Origin of the sequence: Chryseobacterium lathyri (assembly GCF_019970085.1) — a bacterium.
GTDB classification, from domain to species: Bacteria; Bacteroidota; Bacteroidia; order Flavobacteriales; family Weeksellaceae; genus Chryseobacterium; species Chryseobacterium lathyri.
This window is the reverse complement of sequence record NZ_JAHXYG010000001.1, coordinates 1,004,309-1,026,942: the sequence shown is the minus strand read 5'-3', so window position 1 is coordinate 1,026,942 and position 22,634 is coordinate 1,004,309. Positions and strand designations below refer to the sequence as shown.

General features: G+C 37.7%; 19 protein-coding genes and 1 riboswitch. Of the genes, 3 read left to right on the top strand and 16 right to left on the bottom strand.

Going from position 1 to position 22,634, the window contains the following annotated elements; translation table 11 throughout:
- Positions 1–8: 8 nt before the first annotated feature.
- From metH to LC418_RS04700, 6 genes are all read right to left on the bottom strand, one after another.
- Entirely contained in the window at positions 9–2,669 is a 2,661-nt protein-coding gene (metH, locus tag LC418_RS04725; protein ID WP_223558268.1) for a methionine synthase, read from the bottom strand.
- A gap of 6 nt (positions 2,670–2,675) precedes the next feature.
- Positions 2,676–3,767, bottom strand: coding sequence for a fatty acid desaturase family protein (locus LC418_RS04720; RefSeq protein WP_223558267.1), 1,092 nt, complete (start codon positions 3,765–3,767; stop codon positions 2,676–2,678).
- Positions 3,768–3,850: 83 nt separating this feature from the next.
- A complete protein-coding gene (locus LC418_RS04715) occupies positions 3,851–4,861 on the bottom strand; it encodes a homocysteine S-methyltransferase family protein (RefSeq protein WP_111957427.1) in 1,011 nt (336 codons plus the stop codon).
- 53 nt (positions 4,862–4,914) lie between these two features.
- Positions 4,915–6,075, bottom strand: a complete 1,161-nt coding sequence (locus LC418_RS04710) for an O-succinylhomoserine sulfhydrylase (RefSeq protein ID WP_111957194.1) — start codon at positions 6,073–6,075, stop codon at positions 4,915–4,917.
- 92 nt (positions 6,076–6,167) lie between these two features.
- Positions 6,168–7,706, bottom strand: coding sequence for an ACT domain-containing protein (locus LC418_RS04705; protein WP_223558266.1), 1,539 nt, complete (start codon positions 7,704–7,706; stop codon positions 6,168–6,170).
- A gap of 1 nt (position 7,707) precedes the next feature.
- The gene (locus tag LC418_RS04700; RefSeq protein ID WP_223558265.1) at positions 7,708–8,646 is read right to left on the bottom strand and encodes an alpha/beta fold hydrolase; all 939 of its coding nucleotides are present in this window, start codon (positions 8,644–8,646) and stop codon (positions 7,708–7,710) included.
- Between the two features lie 57 nt (positions 8,647–8,703).
- Positions 8,704–8,810: riboswitch (SAM riboswitch) on the bottom strand.
- Positions 8,811–8,997: 187 nt separating this feature from the next.
- Between LC418_RS04700 and LC418_RS04695 the strand changes: the two genes are divergently transcribed.
- Positions 8,998–11,613, top strand: a complete 2,616-nt coding sequence (locus LC418_RS04695) for an MGH1-like glycoside hydrolase domain-containing protein (RefSeq protein ID WP_223558264.1) — start codon at positions 8,998–9,000, stop codon at positions 11,611–11,613.
- A gap of 59 nt (positions 11,614–11,672) precedes the next feature.
- Here the strand turns inward: LC418_RS04695 and LC418_RS04690 are convergent, their stop codons facing one another.
- From LC418_RS04690 to LC418_RS04655, 8 genes are all read right to left on the bottom strand, one after another.
- The gene (locus LC418_RS04690; RefSeq protein ID WP_111957185.1) at positions 11,673–12,092 is read right to left on the bottom strand and encodes an OsmC family protein; all 420 of its coding nucleotides are present in this window, start codon (positions 12,090–12,092) and stop codon (positions 11,673–11,675) included.
- A gap of 74 nt (positions 12,093–12,166) precedes the next feature.
- Positions 12,167–13,111: a proline dehydrogenase family protein gene (locus LC418_RS04685; protein ID WP_223558263.1), complete on the bottom strand. Its 945-nt coding sequence runs from the start codon at positions 13,109–13,111 to the stop codon at positions 12,167–12,169.
- 28 nt (positions 13,112–13,139) lie between these two features.
- Complete coding sequence (locus LC418_RS04680; protein WP_223558262.1) at positions 13,140–14,462, bottom strand: DUF58 domain-containing protein; 1,323 nt, start codon at positions 14,460–14,462, stop codon at positions 13,140–13,142.
- A gap of 99 nt (positions 14,463–14,561) precedes the next feature.
- Positions 14,562–15,593: an AAA family ATPase gene (locus LC418_RS04675; protein WP_373865968.1), complete on the bottom strand. Its 1,032-nt coding sequence runs from the start codon at positions 15,591–15,593 to the stop codon at positions 14,562–14,564.
- Positions 15,594–15,707: 114 nt separating this feature from the next.
- Positions 15,708–16,865, bottom strand: coding sequence for a hypothetical protein (locus LC418_RS04670; protein WP_223558261.1), 1,158 nt, complete (start codon positions 16,863–16,865; stop codon positions 15,708–15,710).
- A gap of 14 nt (positions 16,866–16,879) precedes the next feature.
- On the bottom strand, positions 16,880–17,677 hold the full coding sequence (locus LC418_RS04665; protein ID WP_223558260.1) for a DUF4129 domain-containing protein: 798 nt from the start codon (positions 17,675–17,677) through the stop codon (positions 16,880–16,882).
- Complete coding sequence (locus tag LC418_RS04660; protein ID WP_223558259.1) at positions 17,670–18,632, bottom strand: DUF4013 domain-containing protein; 963 nt, start codon at positions 18,630–18,632, stop codon at positions 17,670–17,672. The genes LC418_RS04665 and LC418_RS04660 overlap by 8 nt, the downstream gene beginning before the upstream one ends.
- Complete coding sequence (locus LC418_RS04655; protein ID WP_223558258.1) at positions 18,616–19,599, bottom strand: stage II sporulation protein M; 984 nt, start codon at positions 19,597–19,599, stop codon at positions 18,616–18,618. Before LC418_RS04655 ends, LC418_RS04660 begins: the two co-directional genes overlap by 17 nt.
- Before the next feature lie 27 nt (positions 19,600–19,626).
- On the opposite strand from LC418_RS04655, the gene LC418_RS04650 reads away from it, so the two are divergent.
- Both LC418_RS04650 and LC418_RS04645 read left to right on the top strand, forming a co-directional pair.
- Positions 19,627–20,376, top strand: a complete 750-nt coding sequence (locus LC418_RS04650) for an RDD family protein (RefSeq protein ID WP_223558257.1) — start codon at positions 19,627–19,629, stop codon at positions 20,374–20,376.
- A 180-nt stretch (positions 20,377–20,556) separates the two neighbouring features.
- Positions 20,557–20,847 (top strand): GNAT family N-acetyltransferase, encoded by a 291-nt coding sequence (locus LC418_RS04645; RefSeq protein WP_223558256.1) that lies wholly within the window; start codon positions 20,557–20,559, stop codon positions 20,845–20,847.
- On the opposite strand, the gene LC418_RS04640 is transcribed toward LC418_RS04645, so the two are convergent.
- Positions 20,836–21,807 carry a glycosyltransferase family protein gene (locus LC418_RS04640; protein WP_111957166.1) on the bottom strand — a complete coding sequence of 324 codons (972 nt, stop codon included), beginning with the start codon at positions 21,805–21,807 and terminating at the stop codon, positions 20,836–20,838. The two genes, LC418_RS04645 and LC418_RS04640, sit on opposite strands and share 12 nt — an antisense overlap.
- Entirely contained in the window at positions 21,808–22,632 is an 825-nt protein-coding gene (locus tag LC418_RS04635; RefSeq protein ID WP_111957164.1) for a UDP-2,3-diacylglucosamine diphosphatase, read from the bottom strand.
- Positions 22,633–22,634: the final 2 nt, after the last annotated feature.

Genomic DNA, 22,634 nt, shown 5'->3' with positions numbered 1-22,634 from the left:
GATATTTTTTAATCTGCTAAATTGGGGGACAACCACTTTCTTGCTTCCTGAATGCTACAGCCTCTTCTTTCTGCATAATCTTTTAGCTGGTCTTCGGTTATTTTTCCAAGACCAAAATATTTAGCATGCGGGCTTCCGAAATAATATCCGGAAACGGAGGCCGTTGGGAACATTGCCAGGCTTTCGGTAAGGAAAACTCCGGTGTTCTCTTCTACTTTTAAAAGATCCCAGATGGTCTTCTTTTCCAGGTGGTCCGGACATGCGGGATATCCGGGTGCAGGACGGACTCCTTTGTATTTTTCTGCGATCAGATCTTCATTGCTTAAATTTTCCTGGTTGGCATAGCCCCAATATTCTGTTCTTACTTTTTTATGTAAAAATTCTGCAAAAGCTTCTGCGAATCTATCAGCCAAAGCTTTTACCATGATGGCATTGTAATCATCATTGGCTTTTTCATATTCTTCTGCAAGTTCGTCTGTACCGAAGCCTGTAGTTACACAGAAAGCTCCTACATAATCTGTTTTACCGGAAGCCTGAGGGGCAATAAAGTCACTTAACGCTAAATATTCTTTTCCTTTTGAACGCTGAGCCTGTTGTCTTAAGGTTAAGAACCTGGCCTTTTCTTCATTATTTTCGTCAAAGATTAAGATATCATCAGTATCATTGGAGTTGGCCTTGAAAATTCCGAAGATGGCTTTTGCTTTCAGCAGTTTTTCATCAAGGATTCTTTTTAAAATAACCTGGGCATCTTTAAACAATTCTTTAGCCTGGGCTCCTACCACCTCATCTTCTAAAATATTCGGATATTTCCCGTGAAGGTCCCAGCTTCTGAAGAATGGCGACCAGTCAACAAACGGAAGTAATTCATTCAGATCCTGATCTTCTATTACGGTTACACCTAAATTATTCGGCGTAAAAATATCCTCGTTTTCCCAATCGATGCTGAAATGACTCTTTCTAGCTTCTTCAATGGATACATAGTCCTTATCAATTTGTCTGTTCAGAAACTTTTCACGGAAATCAGAGTATTCGTCTTTCAGGTCTGAAACATAATCTTTGTTTCTGTCGCCTAACAAGGAGCTCACTACGTTTACCGCCCTTGAGGCATCATTAACGTGAACTACTGCATTTTTATATTTTAAATCGATTTTAACAGCGGTGTGGGCTTTTGATGTGGTTGCACCGCCAATCAACAGAGGAAAATTAAGGTTTTGTCTTTCCAATTCAGAAGCGATATATACCATCTCATCAAGACTTGGTGTAATCAATCCGCTTAATCCGATAACATCAACTTTCTGTTCGATAGCCGTCTGAATAATTTTCTCTGCAGGCACCATAACTCCAAGGTCTACAATTTCATAATTGTTACAGCCCAATACCACACTTACGATATTTTTTCCAATATCATGAACATCACCTTTTACCGTCGCCATCAGAATTTTTCCGTTAGCTGGCCTTGTGCCGTCTTTTTCGGCTTCAATAAAAGGCTGCAGATAAGCCACTGCTCTTTTCATTACCCTTGCAGATTTTACCACCTGTGGAAGGAACATTTTCCCACTTCCGAAAAGGTCTCCCACAACGCCCATTCCGGTCATAAGATTAACCTCAATAACATGCAATGGTTTTGCGGCCTGTTTTCTGGCCTCTTCTACATCTTCTTCAATAAAACGGTCGATTCCTTTTACCAAAGCATGGGTAATTCTATCCTGTAAAGGCCTTGTTCGCCATTCGAGATCTTCAACGATTTCTTTTTTGACGGATTTATTTTTTTCGGAATACTCCAGAAGTCTTTCTGTAGCATCCTCTCTTTTATCAAGGATCACATCTTCCACAAGCTCCAGAAGCTCTTTATTGATCTCATCATATACTTCCAGCATGGAAGGGTTCACAATACCAATATTCATCCCGGCCTGAATGGCATGGTAAAGGAATACGGAGTGCATGGCTTCTCTTACGGTATCATTTCCACGGAATGAAAACGAAACATTACTTACACCACCGCTTACAGAAGCATAGGGAAGATTCTGTCTTACCCATCTGGTGGCTTCAATGAAGTCGATAGCGTTTCTTCTATGTTCTTCCATTCCTGTTGCCACAGGGAAAATATTCAGGTCGAAAATAATGTCTTCAGCAGGAAAACCAACTTGATTAACCAAAATATCATACGACCGTTTTGAAATCTCAAGTCTGCGATCATAATTGTCTGCCTGTCCTGATTCATCAAATGCCATTACAATGACTGCAGCACCGTATCTTTTTACGGCTTTGGCCTGCTTGATAAATTCTTCTTCACCACCCTTGAGACTGATGGAATTGACGACACATTTACCCTGTGCCACCTGAAGGCCGGCTTCCAGGATCTCCCATTTGGAAGAGTCAATCATGATGGGAATTCTTGAGATATCAGGTTCTGAAGCAATTAAATTCAGAAATTTGATCATGGAAGCTTTTCCATCGATTAATCCGTCATCGAAATTGACATCAAGAATCTGTGCGCCACCTTCTACCTGATGGCGGGCAATATCAAGTGCTTCAGAGAATTTCTCCTCTTTGATCAGTCTTAAAAATTTTTTGGAGCCGGCAACATTGGTTCTCTCACCAACATTGATGAAATTACTTTCCGGCGTTATAATAAGAGGCTCAAGGCCCGACAATCTTAAATATTTCATTAATTTTTATTCTTCTAAAATATAATAGGCGTTGTTTGCATTCTGCCGCAGCAGATCTACATGCTTGCCTAAAGCAGTAAAAATTGGAAATCTTTTATAAGCTAAGTTGTGTTCTTTTGCAAATTCTTCGATCTCTTCTGTGATCTCGTTATAATACATATAGCTATAATTCGGAAAAAGATGATGGGCCACATGAAAATTAAAATTCCCAAAAATATTTCTCACCAGCCAATTATTTTCTTTTAAATCATTGGTTACCTCAAACTGGTGACGGAGCCAGCTGAACGGAAGCCCATTCTTTGAATCCAGTTTTGGGAAAGCATTATCCGGAAGCGGATGCAGAGGCAATAATACAAAGAGCGCAAACATGCTCGCCGCAATGATCTGAAGGCCCCATGCTCCTAAAGCCAAGCCTATGGATACTTTAAAGAACAGGATAGGCACTACGATCTGATAAAAGAAATAGAACAGCTTATAAATGACCATTTTTATTTTTTCAATGAAAGGAATGGAACCCTGGGTCTTTAAAATTACTCTTTCTTTATCAAAAAAATCTCTGAAATCCCTGATAAACATCCAATTGAACAGGTAAAGAGGGTATACCAGGAAGAAAAACCTATGCTGGAATTTCTGCACACCTTTTGCCTTGACCCATGGAACTATTAAAAGCAGACCGCTCTGCTCTATATCCGTATCCCATCCATCCACATTCGGGTAGGCATGATGACTGGCAATATGCCTCTTTTTCCAGATGTATGAATTCGCTCCTACAAAGTCAAAAATATGCAGTACCAGCGAGTTCAGTCTTTTACTTTTATAAATGTTATTGTGAGCTGCTTCATGGATCAGGTTTAAATAAATGAGTACCAAGGAGATTCCCATTAAAACAAAGCTTCCGATATATATCCAGGGTTTGTCAGCATTAAATAAAGCAAAGAAATACAACGCAAAATAGACCAAAGGCAGGATAACCGCTTTGATCTGAATATAGATGTCCCTGTTTTCGGGAATTTGTTCTAAACGCTGATTCACTTTCTTTCTCAGTTCATTAAAAAGTCTTATATCCTCTGAATTTTTCAAGTAACTTGGCTTTTCCATAATGTTAAATTTTGTGACTCATTTAAAGATAACATTTATAATCAAGCACTTACTCCATATTTTAATTAAAAAAATCTATTAAATCATGCAAATTTTTTCAATTTTCTTGGAGCATATTCTGCTACCAGATCTGCAATGGCTTTGATGTGGTCCGGCGTGGTTCCGCAGCATCCGCCTATAATATTGATCAATCCTTTCTCTACATATTCTTTAATCTGTCTTGCCATATCTTCTGGTGTCTCATCATATTTTCCGAAAGCATTCGGAAGTCCGGCATTCGGATAGGCTGAAACATAAAATTCTGAATTATGAGCTAATGTTTCCAGATACGGCGTCAGCTGATCAGCACCAAGGGCACAGTTGAAACCTACACTCAGTAAATTTAAATGTGATACTGAGATCAGGAATGCTTCTGCCGTCTGTCCACTCAAAGTTCTTCCTGAAGCATCTGTAATGGTACCGGAAACCATGATTGGAATTTTTATATTCCTTTCTTCCTGAATCTCATCAATCGCGAAAAGAGCTGCTTTTGCATTCAGGGTATCGAAGATGGTTTCTACCAGAAGAATGTCCGAACCACCATCAAGCAAAGCTTCACACTGTTGTTTGTAGGCTAGTCTTAATCCTTCAAAAGTGATTGCTCTGTATCCCGGATCATTTACATCCGGACTTAAGCTTGCCGTTCTGTTGGTTGGACCAATTGACCCTGCTACAAATCTTGGTTTGTCGGGGTTCTTAGCAGTAAACTCATCACAGGCTTTTCTTGCGATTTTTGCTGATTCGTAATTCAGTTCGTACACCAATTCTTCCATATGATAATCTGCCATAGCGATTGTTGTTCCTGAGAAAGTGTTGGTTTCGATAATATCAGCTCCTGCTTCCAGATATTTTTTGTGAACTTCTTCAATTGCCTGAGGCTGGGTCAAAGAAAGCAGATCGTTATTTCCTTTTACCGGATGTTCCCAGTCTTTGAAACGTTCGCCACGATAATCTTCTTCTTCAAACTTGTAACGCTGAAGCATGGTTCCCATGGCGCCGTCAAGAATTAATATTCTCTCGGATATTGCCTGGTATAGTTGTTCTGAATTTTTCATTGTATAAATTTTGGCTGAAGCCATTTAAGTTATTTCATTAAACATATATTGAATTAATCCAGGGCCTGCTTTAAATCTGCTATGATATCATCCACATGCTCAAGACCTACCGAACAGCGTACCAGACCTGCGGTAATACCTACTTCGTTTCTTTCCTCATCGGTCAGTTTTGAATGGGTAGTTGATGCCGGATGGGTTACAATCGTTCTTGTATCTCCTAAATTGGCAGAAAGCGAGCACAATTTTATTTTATCCAGAAAGTTTCTTCCTCCTTCTATTCCGCCTTTAATTTCAAAAGCTACGATATTTCCACCCAACTTCATCTGTTTTTTAGCAATTTCATAACTTGGATGGGATTTCAGGAAAGGATATTTTACCAGTTCTACATTGGGATGACTCTCTAAAAACTCGGCCACCTTCAAGGCATTCTCACAATGTTTTTCAACACGGATAGCCAGTGTTTCAAGGCTTTTTGACAATACCCATGCGTTGAAAGGTGACATCGCCGGTCCGGTATTTCTTGCAAAAAGATAAATCTCTCTTATAAGGTCGGCTTTTCCTACGGCTACTCCACCTAATACTCTTCCCTGGCCATCAATAAGTTTTGTCGCAGAGTGTACAACAACATCTGCCCCGTATTTAATGGGCTGTTGCAGATAAGGCGTTGCAAAGCAGTTATCTACAATGAAGATTAGGTTATGTTTTTTTGCAATCTGCCCAAAAAACTCAAGATCCAGAATCTCAATAGCCGGATTGGTTGGAGTTTCGAGATACAAAATTTTTGTATTAGGTTTAATATACTGCTCTACATTTTCTGCATCTCCAGCTTTAAAATATGTGGTTTCGATATTCCATTTCGGGAAATACTTGGTAAACAAGGTATGTGTAGATCCGAACACCGACTGGCAGCTGACAATATGATCACCGGCATTCAATAAAGCCGCAAAGGTTGAATAAATGGCAGCCATTCCCGTTGCAAATGCATACCCGGCTTCTGCGCCTTCCATTATTGCAATCTTATCAGTGAACTCTGTCACATTCGGGTTTGAAAAACGGCTGTACAGGTTTTTAGGTTTTTCTTCAGCGAAGCTTGCCCTCATATCTTCTGCATCCTGAAATATAAAACTGGATGTAAGATATAATGGTGTTGTATGTTCATCAAACTGGGTTCTTTCAGTCTGGGTTCTTATCGCTGATGTTTCAAAATTTTCCATATAGTTTTAAAATGTAGCAATGTATCAGTTTAACAATGTAACAATGAGATCATTGGTAAATTAGTACATTGTTAAATTGTTATATTAAATTATTATTTCGTTTCACTTACTCTTAAAATATCTCCGAAAACTCCTCTTGCTGTTACTTGGGCCCCGGCTCCGGCTCCCATGATCACGATTGGGTTTTCGCCATAGCTTTCTGTATAGATCTCAAAAATAGAATCTGAACCTTTCAGCTGACCTAATGCAGAGGTACCCGGTACAGAAACCAATTTCACATCAAGCTGACCTTTATCTTTCTGAAGATCGCCATGAAGATCGCCCACATAACGAAGCACATGTCCTGGCTCCTGGCCCTCTTTAATTTTCCGATATTCTTCATCCAGTTCATCCAGTCTTGAGATAAATTCATTTTTATCTACGGACAAAAGGTTTTCAGGAATTAAATTTTGAATATTGATATCCTGGAATTCATTGATCAAATCTAATTCCCTGGCCAGAATCAGAAGTTTCCTTGCGACATCATTTCCGGAAAGGTCTTCACGCGGATCAGGTTCTGTATATCCTTTTTCCATCGCCTCTCCAATAATGGTTGAGAATTTATCGTTTCTCACAGAGAAATTATTAAAAATATAGCTCAACGATCCTGAGAATACTCCTTTTATTCTTGTAATATTTTCTCCTGAAAGGTGTAATAGTTTTATGGTATCAATCAATGGAAGGCCTGCTCCTACATTGGTTTCATAGAGATAACGTCTGTTATTTTTGCTCAACGTATATCTTAGTTTACGGTATTCTTCTATTGGAAGAGTATTGAAAATTTTGTTGGATGAAACCAGGTCAAAGCCATTTTCAGCCAGTGCATGGTAATTTTTCACAAAATCTTTGCTTGCCGTATTATCTACCACGATCAGGTTTTCCAGCTGGTTTTCCTTTGAGAAGTTGATTAATTCCTCAACATTTGATGGATGTTCTGCTGTTAAAATCTCATCATTCCAGTTTGTATTAAAACCTTTTTTATTGAATGCAATTTTTCTTGAATTGGCTACTGCAACCACTTTAAGATCTATTTTTTTACGTCTTTTGATTTCTTCAGAAGACTGTAAAACCTGCTCTATTAAAGTCTTCCCTACATTTCCGTGACCAATGATTGCCAAGTGAACGGTTTTAGGCTTTTTGAAAATTTCGGATTCAATGATATTCTTCGTTTTCTCATCCTGGGAAGAGGTAACGACAATATTCACTCTCTTTTCGGCCGCAACCTGGTTGAGAAGAAGTGGAAAGACATTATTTCTGGCTAATTCTGCAAGTACTTTATTGAAATCTTCCGCCACAAACCCAAGTACGGAAACATTATTGATGCTGTAAATCTGTGAAACCTTTCCTGATTTCCTTTCTGCTTCAAACTCATCGATCAGGCAAGTCACTGCTTTTTCTGCATCGGCCTCATTTACCAGAATAGATATTCCGTTTTCAATAGCCTGTTGGGAGATCACTCCTACACTGATGCGCGCCAAAGTAAGCGCTTTAAAAATTCTTCCGTCGATCCCGATTTCGCCCAGGAAATCTTCTCCTTCAAATTTGATGATTGATCTGTTCTTTAAAAACTTTATTTCGTTAGCATTTCTCATTCTACAAAATATTTTTTATGATAGTATTTAATTGTTCGTATTCCATTAGGAAGGCATCATGCCCGTGAATTGACTGTATTTCATGATAGAAAACCTCTTTCTTTTTCTCTTTCAGCTGCTCAAAGCACATTCGAATTTCTGAAGCGGGGAAAAATAAATCTGTGTCTACTGCAATTAAGTGCATTCGGGCGCTGATTTTTGTTAACTGCTCTTCTTCAGTGTTCATATTCATCAGCAAGTGATTCATCAGTTTATAGGATTTTAAACTAAACCTTTCGTTTAATGAATTTCCGTGATAAACCAACCAATCTTCGGACTCTAACCGCTGATTTTTTTGATCGTATCTATTTTGAAATCTGTCATTTAAGGACTGAGGTGTTCTGTAACACAGCATAGCATGAATTCTTGCTTTCTGCAGGGGCTCATCATTTCCGTTCAGTAAAAATTTCTGAACCAGACACTGCGCATGAAGCCAGTCGTGCGTTTTAAAATCGCAGGCAATAGGAATAAAGATCTCCGCCAACTGTGGTTGCTTGGCAAGCATTTCCCACGCAATCCCTCCTCCGAGTGAACCTCCGATAATGGCATACAGATTTTTGATATGTAAAGCTTCAAGCCCTTTCAGAAATATTTCTGCAATATCTGAAGGCGTGAAGTCTTCGTATTCGTCAATTAAAAAATGATCATATCCGTTTCCGGGAATATTGAAACACAGAACGGTATATTGAGTCGTATCAATAACCTGATTTTCACCGATCAGCTTTTTCCACCATCCTTTTTCACCGGAAACATTTGAATTTCCGGTTAAAGCATGATTTACCAATATAACAGGTGCTGTAAACAGGTCTTTCCCGAAGATCTGATAAGTCAACGGGATATGGTATTCCTTCTGGGAATGGGTTCGATACGAAAGATTAATATAGTTTAGTTCTGTTTTCAATTCTATTATTTTAATACAATTGAAAATGCCACAGGAATGGCTGAAAAGAACTTCAGTAAGTTATCTGTCCAAAATAAATTGGTAGAACGTAGCACCTTCTCTGCTTGCACAAAGGGTTGCTAAGGTTTCATAGGGTCTAATCCCTCAACCTTTCTTGATAACATTTTCAATATTTGAATGAACGCTCGGCAAAGATAAGTCTTTTCTTTTAAATTTTAAAAGAAAAAATATTTAATATTAAAAAACCGTGTAATAATAAGTGTTTCAAGGCTATGTTAATAATTCTTCAGGCGGAAGGAATTGGAATTATTTTTCAAAAAAACTAACTTCGTACTTGAAAAGTGATGAAATATGACTGTTGAAAAAGAAAGATTACAAGATTCTAAATGGAAAAACTGGGGTCCATACGTCAGCAACCGGCAATGGGGAAATGTACGCGAAGACTACAGCCCGAACGGAAATGCCTGGCATTACGCCAACCATAATAATGCAGAAAGTTATGCCTACCGATGGGGCGAAGAAGGGATCGCTGGAATCTCCGATGTAAAGCAGATTTTCTGTTTTGCCTTTTCCTTTTGGAACAAAAAAGATAAAATTGTAAAAGAGCGCTTTTTTGGCTTAAGCAATCCTCAGGGTAATCACGGAGAGGATATCAAAGAACTCTTTTATTACTTAGATAATACACCTACCCACAGCTATATGAAAATGGTGTATAAATATCCGATCAATGCATTTCCTTACGATGATCTTGTTGCTGAAAATGGCAGGAGAAGCAAAAAGGAACCTGAATATGAGATATTTGATACGGGAATTTTTAATAACGATGAATATTTCGATATTTTCATTGAATATTGTAAGGGAGACCACAATGATATTCTTGCAAGAGTAACAGTTCACAACAGAAGCCGGCAGGATGCTCCCATCGTTATAGCTCCAACTGCCTGGTTCCGAAATAACTGGAAATGGGGTTACAATACATATAAGGGCCAAATGAATGCTTCCTATGACGGATGTATTGATATTAACCATGACAGCATTTCGATTAAAAAACTCTATTCAAGAAATCTTGCGGCTAAAAGTGCTTTCTGTGAAAATGAAACCAATACCCCAAAATTATATGGAGCTCCTTATCCGGGAAACACCTATTTTAAAGATGGAATAAATGATCATATCATTTATGGAAGTAATACGGTAAATCCTGAAAAAAGGGGTACCAAAGCATCTTTTATTATTGATGAAATGATTGGAGCAGGACAGTCCAAAATTTTTGATTTCAGGCTATGTCCCGATGAAACAGATGAACCTTTTGATCAATTTGATGAGATCTTCAATACCAGAATTGCCGAGACGGATGAGTTCTACAATGAGATTCAGAGCGAAACGACGAATGAAGATGAAAGGAATGTTCAGCGGCAGGCATTTGCAGGGCTTCTTTGGAACAAACAGTTCTATCATTATAATGTAGGAAAGTGGCTGAAGGGCGATCCAAACTACGAAGCTCCCAGAAACTTCAATGAATATGTTAGAAATACAGAATGGAACCATCTTCACAATAAGGATATCATTTCCATGCCTGATAAATGGGAATACCCTTGGTATGCAACGTGGGATCTTGCCTTTCACTGTGTTCCTTTTTCTATCATCGACGGAGAGTTTGCCAAAGGGCAGCTTCTGCTTTTAACAAAGGAATGGTATATGCATCCGAATGGGCAGCTTCCTGCTTATGAATGGAACCTGAGCGACGTAAATCCACCGGTACATGCATGGTCATGCTTCCGTGTTTTTAAGATTGATGAAAAGCAAAATGGCAAACCTGATCTTTTATTCCTTGAAAAGGTTTTCCAGAAACTTCTTCTGAATTTTACATGGTGGGTGAATCGAAAGGATAAAAGCGGTAACAATATTTTTGGCGGCGGATTCCTTGGTCTGGATAACATTGGTGCTTTTGACCGTAATATGGAGCTGAAGGATGGGCAACATCTTGAACAGGCTGACGGAACAAGCTGGATGGCTATGTACGCTCTTAATATGATGCGGATTGCTATGGAGCTTGCTCAGTACTATCAGGTATACGAAGATATGGCCATCAAGTTTTTTGAACATTATCTGTATATCGCAGAAGCTATGGAAAATCTGGGTGAAGGCAAGGAAGGTTTATGGAATGAAGAGGACGGCTTTTTCTATGACGTGCTGCAGCTTGGTAACGGGGATAGTGTTTCTTTAAAATTGAGAAGCATCGTAGGATTAATCCCGATGTTTGCCGTGGAAATTGTAGATCATAAATTACTGGAAAAAATGCCTAATTTTCAGGCAAGAATGGACTGGGTATTAAAGAACAAACCTGAACTTACGAAACTGGTTTCCCACTGGGATGAGGAAGGACAGGGAAGAAAGCACCTGATGAGCATTTTGCGTAAGAACAGACTGACAAAGGTTTTAAAAAGAATGCTTGATGAGAACGAATTTTTAAGTTCTTACGGAATCCGCGCTATGTCAAAAGTATATGAGGAAAATCCGTTTGTATTCTCAGTTCACGGGACGGAAAATGTAGTGTATTATACGCCTGCAGAAAGTGACAGCCGGATGTTCGGTGGCAACAGTAACTGGAGAGGACCTATCTGGTTTCCAATCAATTTCCTGATCGTGGAAAGTTTACAGCGTTTTCATTTTTATTATGGCAACAGCTTAAAGGTAGAATTCCCTACCGGAAGTGGTGAGAAGAAAAACCTGGATGAAGTGGCACAGAATATCAGCAAAAGATTATGTTCGCTGTTTTTAAAGGATGAAGATGGGCAGAGACCTTTTAACGGAGGTAATGCCAAGTTTAACTATGATGAACATTTTAAAGATTATATTACTTTCTTTGAATATTTCCATGGAGACAACGGCCGGGGCGTAGGAGCCTCCCACCAGACAGGATGGACGGCAACAGTTGCCAAGCTTATGAAACCAAGAATGACTATATAAATGTAGCGGCCGGCCCATTTGGGCCGGCCGCTACATTTATATAGTCAATTAAAAAATATTTAAACTTTCTCTCCGTTCACCAAAACTTCATATCCGATTTCTACATTCGGTTCCAGAGTTTTTGATACGGAACAGTATTTTTCAAAAGACAGCTGGGCTGCTTTTAATGCCTTTTTAGGATCTATGTTCCCTTCTAAAAGAAATTTTACTTTGATAGATTTAAATGGCTTTGCATCTTCTACAGGAACTCTTTCTCCTTCTACTTCTGCCTGGAAACCTGTGATTTCCTGACGCTGTTTTTTCAGGATAGCCACTACGTCTATTCCACTGCATCCGGCTACGGCCATAAGTACACTTTCCATTGGGGAAACACCTTTAGCTCCCGGCTGTGAGGTATTGTCCAGAAGAATTGAATTCCCCTGGGAATTGGTACATTCAAATAAAAAGTCGTCGTTTATTCTGTTGAGTGTTATTTTCATTGTACGGATTTATATTTCAGTATTTTTCAATATTCTTATTCAAATATAAAAAACTTTATGCATTAAGCCCCAGGCTAAGACATGATATCAACTATAGCCTGAAAAAGATTATCCGGATTTTCCGCAATTCGGTTACACATGTACAAATACCATTCATCACCATACACAATATATTGTCTGCATGGGTAGCCTTCTTTATGGATTTCATCCAATAGGCCTTCCTGTATTCCCAGTAACATTTCAAATTCATACTTAGATTTTGGAACATCATACTTTACAATGAGCTCTTTAACTCTATTTTGAATTTTATCATGATGCGTAGCAATAGAGCATCTTCTATTTTTAAGGAAAAGAGTTTCAATATATTTAATATATAGATCATCTAAGTGTTCTCCTCTCTCTACAGCATGTCCGGGAGGAACAGCAAACGCACCTTTTACAATTCTTATTTTCCCTTGTGTTTCATTTAATATTCGTTCAAGGTCTTTTGGAGTACGGTTTAAATAAGCCTGAAGAGTAATTCCCACATTTGAAAAATCAGGAGATATTTTACAAAAGGTATTAATAATATCATCTGTTCTTTCAACTCCTTCTGCGCTGATCACCACTTCAATATCCTTTTTGTGAGCTGATTCTGCTAGTAATACCAAATTACTATAAGCCAGATCCTTATCAATGGAAAGCCCAATGTGTGATAAATCCAAAGAAATGATAGAATCAATGTTCTCTTCTTTCACTTGGTTGATCAAATTAAGGAAATGTTGAGTTACCGATTCTGATTCTTCCACTGAACGGGTACTTTCTCCCATAAACTCTAGTGAAGTAGGAAGCCCTTTCTCATTAATTCTTTTAGCAGTTGCTATAGCTTCTTCTATCTTCTCACCTCCGATATATCTTTTAGCTGCTTTCAACAGTAATTTAAAGAGCTCAGGATTATTAAGAATATATTCTTTTGCACCTTCATTTAATGCTGCTATTTTTAACAGCGCACCTGCTCTTTCTCTCGGCTTTAGTTCCATTATTTTTTTATTTGTCTTTAAACTGTTTTTATAAAATTCCTCTCGCTTTTATCTCAAGATATTTATTGATAACGTCAATATTTAAATTTTCAGGAAGAGTATAAACGGTGTAGATCCCATATTTCCGAAGTTCCTGAATGATCAGTTTCTTTTCAAACTCAAACTTTTCAGCAATAATCTCGTCATAAATTTCCTGCATGCTTTCAGGATTTTTATGAATAAGGGTCTGCAGTTCTGAATTTTTAAAAAACACGACAACCAACAAGTGATTTTTAGCAATACCACGGAGGTATTTCAATTGCCGGTTTAACCCGTCAAGGGTTTCAAAATTGGTAAAAAGCAACACAAGGCTTCTCTGGTTCAGAGAATATTTTAGATCCTGATACAGACGGTTAAAATCACTTTCAAAAAAGTCAGTTTTAATATTATACAGTGCTTCTGAGATCTTTTTCAGCTGTCCGGATTTGTTTTCAGCAGCAATTTTATTTTCAGTCTTTTTTGAGAAGGTCATCATTCCGGCACGATCGCCTTTCTTCAGGATAATATGGGAAAGAGCCATAGCTGCATTGATGGAGTAATCAAGCAGACTCAATCCATTAAAAGGCATTTTCATCGTTCTTCCTTTATCAATCAGGATAAAGATACGCTGTGATTTTTCATCCTGAAACTGATTGACCATCAATCGGTTGGTTTTGGAAGTAGCCTTCCAGTTGATAGTTCTGATATCATCGCCGGGAACATATTCTTTGATCTGCTCAAATTCCATGGTATGTCCCAGTTTTCTGATCTTTTTGATCCCTCCCAGCATAAATTCGCTCTGCAGCGCCATCAGCTCATACTTTCTGAGATGAACAAAAGACGGGTAAGCAGGCAGCATAGCATCTTTCTGGAAATTAAACCTTCTGGCAACAAAGCCTAATGGTGAAGAAGCATAAACATTCAGATTTCCGAAACTGTATTCTCCTCTTTCTTTAGGCTCCAGGCTATACTGGAAATAGGTATTCTTACCTGATTCAATATTTTTTATAATCAAAAAGTCCCGTTTCTGGAACTGGAACGGAATTTCATCAATGATCTTCGTACTGATCTTAAAACCGTAATTATTTTTAATATCGATTTTTACAAAATTTTCATCTCCGTTGGAAAGCTTCTCCGGCAGTATTCTTTGGGCAAGCAAGGCATTTTTCTGATTAAACAGTAAAAGATAATCTACCATTGCCGCAAGAAAGCATAGCAGCAATAGAATATGAGCCGCCCACATCAGAACCGGAAAGAAAAAAGCAAGGACATACACTATCCCCACTCCGATGAGCGAAAAGAAAAATCGTGTATTGATGTATAGGTTTTTCATTTTTGTAAGGGATTAGGGGATAAGATTTAGGGATTAGGGAATCAACTGTGATAAATAATTACCTGTTAGACCTAATCCCTAAATCCTAATTCCTACGATCTACCTCGGAATCTCTATTCCCTCTAAGATCTGGCGTATAATTTCATCTGCGGTAAGACCTTCCATTTCTCTTTCCGGAGAAACGATTACTCTATGTCTTAATACCGCATAGCTTGCCTCTTTGATATCTTCAGGAGTTACAAAGTCTCTTCCTCTAAGCGCTGCGAAAGATTTGGAAGCGGTAAGCAGGGCCAATGAAGCTCTCGGAGAAGCACCCAGATACAGGAACTGGTTTTCTCTTGTATTGACTATAATTTTGGCAATATATTCCATAAGCTGAGATTCTACGATGATCTCTTTTACCAAGTGCTGATAGCTTTTCAGCTGCTCAGCAGTAATGACACGGTTGATGCCTTCGGTTTTATCTTCTTTTTTGCTTTCGTGCTGGTTTCTGATGATGGCGATTTCCTGTTCAAGATTTGGATATCCAACATTGATTTTGAAGAGAAAACGATCCAGCTGTGCTTCGGGAAGCCTGTAGGTTCCTTCATGCTCTATAGGGTTCTGGGTGGCCACTACCAGGAATGGCTCATCCATAATATAGCGGGTTCCGTCCATGGTAATCTGTCTTTCTTCCATCACCTCGAACAATGCCGCCTGGGTTTTCGCCGGCGATCTGTTGATCTCATCAATTAATATAAAACTGGAAAAGATAGGCCCTTTTTTAAATTCAAATTCAGAGTTTTTTACATTGAAAACAGAGGTTCCCAGAATATCGGAAGGCATAAGATCGGGCGTAAACTGGATTCTGCTGAAGCCCACATCAATAGTTTTTGCCAGAAGCTTGGCTGTAATGGTCTTTGCCACCCCGGGAACACCTTCAATCAACACGTGTCCGTTTGATAAAAGGGCTGCAATAAGATGTTCTACCATACTTTCCTGTCCGACAATAACTTTGGCTATTTCAGTTTTTACTTTGTCTAAACTGGCACGCAGCTCAATCATATCAATTCGTGACTGAAACTGATCTTCTGTTTTATTTAGATTAATAGAATTTTGATTCTCTACATTCTGGTTTTCAAAATTTTCCATAATTATATTTTTTTCAAGATAACAATGTAACCGTTTAACAACGCTGCAATTTTATCATGACTGATATTTCTGCTATACTCTACCGTACATTATTACATTACTAAATTGTTATATTTATTTAAGTATTTCATCAAGAAGTTTATTCATTCTCACAAGATCTTCTTTCATGACACTTGCATAAGGATCCTGCCCTTTTCTGATCAGGTCTATAGCTTCATCAATCATTTCTATTGGTTTCCCTGTCTTTAAATGAAGTTTTTTAGCAAATTCACCATCCAGATTCTGAGTATCAATCAACAGGTCCATCCTTATTTTATTCAGGAAATACTGGGCTTTTTTAGCCATCATATCATGAAAATTCCCTTCCTGAAGATAAAGATTTCCAATGCTTTTTACAAAATCTACTGAAGTATTTCTCAGCGGCTCCAAAACCGGGACTATCCGCTGCTTTCTTTTTGCATTGAAGAAAATAAACAGTACGAGCCCTCCTAAAAAGACCCACCAGGCATATTTCAATGCAGGATTGGACAGAACAAATCTCATGAAGAAACGTGAAACTTTGGTGTCGTTATCCACAAACCAGATGGTTTCCCTATCCTGAAGATACGAAAAAACATCCTGTGTATATTTTAGGCTCCCAGGTTTTAAAAGATAATAATTGGTGAGGAAAAGCGGTTCACTGTGCACATAGATCGTTCCTTTTCCAAAGCTTATCTTAATGAAATTTGCCTGGTCCGAATTGTTTTTTTCCACTGTTTTACCCAGCACTTCCACTTTAGGCTTAATGTATGAAAATCCTCTGCCCGACGGAAATTTATCTAATTTAATAAAATCATTCTGATATTCTTTATCCGTAAGCTTCAGTACATTTTCCTCTTCAAAAGAAATATCCGAGCTATGATAGCCAATACTGTCTGAAATATCTTTTGAAACCCGGCTCATCAAAATCATTGCATCTGAACCGTTTGATACCTGGTCCAGGATTTTCTTCCAGGATTCTTTATCCAGATCTTTTTCTATGACAATGATATTATGTGGGGCTTTTTTTCTTTGGTTATAATAATCGTAAGGGGTTTCTTCTGTTTTCCTTAAGTTATTTTTAAACAAATCTTTGGCTTCATTATTAAAAACAAATAGGCCAAATGGTGACTTTTCGTTGATATTAAAATTTTTACGCCAGTCTGTTGTTTCTTTTTTATTGACTTCAAGCAACGCCAGAATAAGCATCACAACGATGAATATCACAGCATATATTTTGAAGGTTTTTTTCATGGTTAATTGTTTAATTATGGCTTAAATGTCTGGTATTGATCTTTAAATTTCAGGTAAGCCTGTTCATCAATGGTGAATTCTCCATACCAAACATAATCAAAGATATAAGACAGTCCGGAGAAATCATTTTTTAGGTGTTCCGTTTTAAGTTCCATTACATAATCCTTATTGGTCTTTTCAGGATTCCAGTTGATATGCTTTTTATCGCTTAGTTTTTTCAGGATAAAGAGAAACTGGTAACGAACCGCTGAACGGTAATCACCCTTACTTTCAAATTTTGCAATGCTTTCGGGAAAATTGATCTCGTGGATATTTTCATGAAGCTCCTGTGCATTAATATCCACTTTTTTATTTTTTTTGCCAAAGAAAAAGTTTCCGTCTTTACCCATTAAATATTTAATGATAAAATAAAGAAGGAATCCTACCAGAATAATCGCAAAAAGACGAATAAGAATGGTCGTTATTTTTGCAGAATTGGTAAAAACGGTTTCTCCAAAAATACTTTGCAGTATCTTATCTATTCTCCTCATCAGCTTCTGGAAAAAAGACTCTTTCGGCTTCGAAACCGAATAATCAAATTCTTTTCCTTTATATCTTGACTGAATATTCTCTTTGAATTTCTTTGGATAAATCTGGTTTTCTGAAACCGGTTTTCTGATCAGTACAGAGTCTGCCCGGAGCATATTTCTGTAATGTCCGGTTCCCAGAGAATCTACTATATAATCTTCTACCGTTGCAGGCTCACTGTGATCCTGCGCATGAACAGGAGCAATGGAGAAAAAAAGCAGCAGAAAAAAAAGAAGTTTATTCATTAATACCTATGGTTTCTATTTCTTCAAGTTCAACTTTCTGGTGAAGATCGGTCCTGCTGTCATAATACATCAGTCCAGCGTTAATATACATCAGATTGGAAAGGAGTAACGATGCAAGCATTGAAAATCCATAGAATATAAAGAAAATAATTCCTAATGCTCCTGTAAAAGGATTTTCTTCAAAACTTCCATTCGGAGCAGATGTCAGAAGTGATCCGTAAATAAAGAACATGGGAATAAGTGTAAATACTGACGTTATCATGTACATAATAATAAACATGATAATAGATGCTCCCCAATATTTCCAGTATGGAGATTTTTCGTTCCCGTTCGGGTAAGAAAACTGGGACCTTATGGAATAACTCAGGCTTTCTATAAAGCCTCTTTTTGTATTAAAATAATCATACATCAGAAACGCCGAAACGTTGAATGCTGTAGGATAAACAAGCAACATCAGGAAAAAACCAATGATAATGAGCATCAATACATAAGAAAAACCCACCACGATCATCATTATGGGAAGTACAATAAACAGTATTCCTATGCACATTTTAGCAATTCTTCCTGCATTTCGCTTAAAATCACCCAGGATTTCGTCTGTTTTTATCTTTTGGGCTCCTTCAGTAATCCTTTTCAGATAGAAAACCGGATACAGATAATTGACTATTCCCAAAAGGACAAACAGTATAAAAACCAGTATTCCGGCAACGATCAGCATTCCTGCATTCTCTGAGAAATACCTTTCAAAATAATAGCTTTCGCCACTGATATTGGAGCCGATAAGCTGTCCGAAAATTTCCCTAAAGCCAAAAATCACTACAGCAACTGTTAAGATTAACAGCAGCCCGTTGATCAGGATATAGTTTTTGAAATAGTTTTTCCCGTATAATTTGAAAAAATTAAAGCTGTCACTGATGAAAGCTCCAAATTCTCTTTTTTTATAAAACTGCATCATGGGTATGATTATTAATTTTTTTATAGACCACCGAAGGATAAACAAAGTAGTAAAATCCTATAATGGCAAGTGAACTGATTATTATGGCTAAATTTACCCCCAGCGGCATTTTCAAAGCATGTCTTGTTACATAACCTTCGATAATTCCTGCACAAATGGTAAACGGAATGGTACTGAGGAAGATCTTAAAAGAATCTTTAAACCCTTTTTTAAAGGAATTGAATCTTGAAAATGTTCTCGGGAACAGAATACTCGCTCCCAGGATCAGTCCACACATGGCTTCTACAACCATTGCAAAGATCTCGAAAACACCGTGAAGCCAGATTCCTCTTGCACTGTCTTTCAAAGCACCGTAATCATAGAAAAAATACTGGAAGGATCCCAGCATAACACTGTTGGAAAGCAGGGCAAACAATGTCCCTACTCCTCCCATAATCCCATAGATATATAATTTTGCCCCTACTCCAATGTTGTTGAAAATGATGCCAATTGTGCTTCCCCATGTAGAACCACTCTGGTAGACTCCTACAGCATTACCTTTTTTAATGTTCTCTATAGTCTCATTAACATAATTTTCTCCAAGAATGATATTCGCAAAGTCTTTATCATACGCTCCGGAAAGCACACCGATTGAGGTAAACAGAATAAAAAACAGAAAAGCATACATAAGATATCTTCTGTAATGGTGTACCAGTAAGGGAACTTCTGTCCTGAAGAAATAGATGAATCTGTTTTCTTCTACTCTTTTGGTTTTATAGATCTTCTGAAATATCTGCGAAGACAGATGATTCAGATATACTGTCGTATTGCTTTTAGGATAATAGGTCTGTGCAAATGAAAGATCATTGATCAGGTTGATGTACAGCGAAGACAGGTCATCAGGATTTTTTTTTATTTTCCCTTGAATAACCTGTTCAATTCCCAACCATTTTTCTTTATTTTGTTTAATGAAATAAACTTCTCTCATAATTGTAAGGCTAAAATAATAAAAATTATGTCTCAAATTGCGATAAATACCTCACAAAATGTAAATATTAACTTTAATATTGCTAGCGTTGGGGAAAGAATGCTTGCCTTCATTATCGATCTTCTGATAAAGGTTGCTTATGTCGTCATTATATTTTATCTTTTCTTCAATATTTTTGATCTCGGGTATTTATTGGCAGGGCTAGATCAATGGTCTGTCATGGCGGTTTATATTGTTCTTACATTTCCGGTTTATATTTATCCTGTTGTTTTAGAAAGCCTGATGGAAGGACAGACTCCCGGGAAAAAACTGATGAAAATCCGGGTCGTAAAAATTGATGGTTACCAGGCTAGTTTTGGGGATTACCTGATCCGTTGGGTCTTCAGACTGATCGATACTTCAGCAGCCGGTGTTGTCGGCCTGATCTCCATGATTGTTTCTAAAAACAACCAGCGCCTGGGCGATATTGCTTCCGGTACTGCTGTGATTTCACTGAAGAATAACATCAATATTTCCCATACCATCTTAGAGAATATTCATGAAGGCTATATTCCGTCATTCCCCCAGGTCATTGCATTAAGCGATAATGATATGCGGATCATCAAGGATAACTATACCAAGGCTCTGAAGGTAGACGACCGCCAAATCATCAGCCGGCTTTCGGATAAGATCAAAAGTATTTTAAAACTGGAAATAGATCCGAGAAAGATGACGGAAAGACAGTTTATCAACGTGGTGATTAAGGACTACAACTACTATACTGGGAAAGACAACTGATATTTAATGGTCAATTTTGCTTCGCAAGTGAATAGTCCAATTAGTAATGTTAAAAAAAATACTTTCTGTGCTTAATAAAGTTTAAAAATTGACCGCGAAGCAAATTCACAATTGACAATTCAACCATCAACAATTATCTGTCGGTGCAATTTTTGCATCTTTAAAACAAAGCTTTGAATTATGAGATTTGAAAACAATAAATCAGGAAACGGCGGTGTTCTAACCTTGAACAATGAAATAAAAGAAGTCGGAAGGCTTACCTATACTATTTTTCCGGAAGAAAATAAGTTTATTATTTCTTTTGTATTAGTTCATCCGGAATTTGAAGGTCGCGGAATGGGAAAATACTTGGTTGAAGAAGCTATAAAATTTGCCCGGGAAAATAATTGGAAAGTATATCCTCACTGTTCTTACGCAAGAGCCGTGATGACAAGAATGAGTGATGTAGATGATGTTTTTTTAAAGAATTAAAACTTCATTGACCAGGATTTCTTCAATATCATCAGGATAATCTACTTTTAAATGATGATCTGAAGCCACCCATTCCATAATTTCCTGAAGATTTAAGACTTTAGAATTCGGAATTCCCATAAGATTTAAAGCACTGGCATTACATTCCTGTTCATACTGGTTATGAATAGGGATCACAAACAGTTTTTTATCCAGAAAAAGGGCTTCTGCAGGAGTCTCAAAACCGGCATTGCATAAAATACCGTCACAGCTCTCAAAATATTTCAGATACTCTACCTCGTCAATAGGAAAAACTTCTACATTTTTAACTTTAACCTGTACTTTGCTGTGCTTGGAAAATACTTTCCACTGCACAGGAATCTGTTTTAGAACTTTGATGATATTCTCATCTGCAAAGCTGGGAAGATAAACAAGATAATATCCTTTTTTATCCGGATTGAGGTTCCGGATTTTATGTCTGATCACCGGTTTTTTAATTTGTGGATGATAATTTTCAAAATGAAACCCTATCTTCCTTTCACTCGGAACATAATATTTCAGGATCAGCTCACCCAGAAAATCTTTTTTTTCAGGCTTAGGCGTTTCAGGAAAGCTCATGGAAGCCTGATGACTCAATTCAATCATTGGAAGCTTTTTCAATTTACTGGCCCAACCAGTCAGAGGTTCGTAATCATTAATGATCAGATCATATTGTGAAAGGTCCAATTCATGGATTGTTTTTGCAGCTTCAAGAAATTTATTCTCGGTAAACGTTTTGCGGTAGGATAAGCCTCCTGTTTTGTTATAAAGAAGGGAAATCCCCCTATGTTGGAAATTAATGTCAAAACCAGCCTTTAACTGCGACTGATGACCACTGATCAATGTATCAACCGAGGCATATTTTTTGAGAATGGGGATTATTTCCTGCGCTCTGGCAATATGTCCGTTCCCAGTCCCTTGAAATGCATACAGTACTTTCATTTAAGAAAAATTAGTTACTATTTTCAGAAGCTCGGAACTGTCCATGTCCTGGATTTCTTCTACTTCGTCGTCTTTAAGTGAATCTTTGTGGTCGTCATAATAGAATATTTTCCATTCTTTATCATGATATTCGAGAGCTGAGAGATTTTCAATCCAGTCCCCTGAGTTCAGATAAGTACAGGATCCTTTTTTAGTGATGACTTCACGGATCTGAGGCTGATGGATATGCCCACAAATCACATAATCATAATGATTGTCAATAGCTAATTCGGAAGCAGTCAATTCGAAGTCGCCGATATATTTAACTGCCTTTTTTACATTGTTTTTGATCTTCTTGGAAAATGAATATTTCTCTCTGCCCATTTTCTCTAAAAACCAATTGACAACATTATTAATGACAATCAGGAGATCATAACCTTTTCCGCCAAGCTTCGCGATCCATTTGGAATGCTGGACAGAGGCATCAAAAACATCTCCGTGAAATATCCAGGTTTTCTTTTGATCAATATCAAGACAGATTTTATTGCAGACCTTCAGTTTCCCCAGTTCAAAATCAGTAAACTTGCGGAACATCTCATCATGGTTACCTGTAATATAGTAGACCTGTGTATTTTTAGTAGCCAATGAAAGAATCTTTTTGATCACTTTCAAATGAGGTTTAGGGAAGTAAGACTTTTTAAACTGCCAGATATCAATGATATCACCATTCAAAACTAACGTTTTAGGCTGAATGGAATTCAGATACCGCAGCAGTTCTTTAGCCTTACATCCATAAGTTCCCAAATGAACATCCGATATAACAACTAATTCAACGTTTCTTTTCATAG

What these genes read in the sequence shown, in the direction of transcription:
- LC418_RS04660 (WP_223558259.1), bottom strand. Translation starts at nt 18,632, where the DNA reads ATGATGCAGTTTTATAAAAAAAGAGAATTTGGAGCTTTCATCAGTGAC.
- LC418_RS04705 (WP_223558266.1), bottom strand. Translation starts at nt 7,706, where the DNA reads ATGAGAAATGCTAACGAAATAAAGTTTTTAAAGAACAGATCAATCATC.
- LC418_RS04690 (WP_111957185.1), bottom strand. Translation starts at nt 12,092, where the DNA reads ATGAAAATAACACTCAACAGAATAAACGACGACTTTTTATTTGAATGT.
- LC418_RS04710 (WP_111957194.1), bottom strand. Translation starts at nt 6,075, where the DNA reads ATGGAAAATTTTGAAACATCAGCGATAAGAACCCAGACTGAAAGAACC.
- LC418_RS04650 (WP_223558257.1), top strand. Translation starts at nt 19,627, where the DNA reads ATGTCTCAAATTGCGATAAATACCTCACAAAATGTAAATATTAACTTT.
- LC418_RS04645 (WP_223558256.1), top strand. Translation starts at nt 20,557, where the DNA reads ATGAGATTTGAAAACAATAAATCAGGAAACGGCGGTGTTCTAACCTTG.
- LC418_RS04720 (WP_223558267.1), bottom strand. Translation starts at nt 3,767, where the DNA reads ATGGAAAAGCCAAGTTACTTGAAAAATTCAGAGGATATAAGACTTTTT.
- LC418_RS04655 (WP_223558258.1), bottom strand. Translation starts at nt 19,599, where the DNA reads ATGAGAGAAGTTTATTTCATTAAACAAAATAAAGAAAAATGGTTGGGA.
- LC418_RS04665 (WP_223558260.1), bottom strand. Translation starts at nt 17,677, where the DNA reads ATGAATAAACTTCTTTTTTTTCTGCTGCTTTTTTTCTCCATTGCTCCT.
- LC418_RS04685 (WP_223558263.1), bottom strand. Translation starts at nt 13,111, where the DNA reads ATGGAACTAAAGCCGAGAGAAAGAGCAGGTGCGCTGTTAAAAATAGCA.
- LC418_RS04715 (WP_111957427.1), bottom strand. Translation starts at nt 4,861, where the DNA reads ATGAAAAATTCAGAACAACTATACCAGGCAATATCCGAGAGAATATTA.
- LC418_RS04680 (WP_223558262.1), bottom strand. Translation starts at nt 14,462, where the DNA reads ATGAAAAACCTATACATCAATACACGATTTTTCTTTTCGCTCATCGGA.
- LC418_RS04635 (WP_111957164.1), bottom strand. Translation starts at nt 22,632, where the DNA reads ATGAAAAGAAACGTTGAATTAGTTGTTATATCGGATGTTCATTTGGGA.
- LC418_RS04675 (WP_373865968.1), bottom strand. Translation starts at nt 15,593, where the DNA reads ATGGAAAATTTTGAAAACCAGAATGTAGAGAATCAAAATTCTATTAAT.
- metH (WP_223558268.1), bottom strand. Translation starts at nt 2,669, where the DNA reads ATGAAATATTTAAGATTGTCGGGCCTTGAGCCTCTTATTATAACGCCG.
- LC418_RS04670 (WP_223558261.1), bottom strand. Translation starts at nt 16,865, where the DNA reads ATGAAAAAAACCTTCAAAATATATGCTGTGATATTCATCGTTGTGATG.
- LC418_RS04640 (WP_111957166.1), bottom strand. Translation starts at nt 21,807, where the DNA reads ATGAAAGTACTGTATGCATTTCAAGGGACTGGGAACGGACATATTGCC.
- LC418_RS04695 (WP_223558264.1), top strand. Translation starts at nt 8,998, where the DNA reads ATGACTGTTGAAAAAGAAAGATTACAAGATTCTAAATGGAAAAACTGG.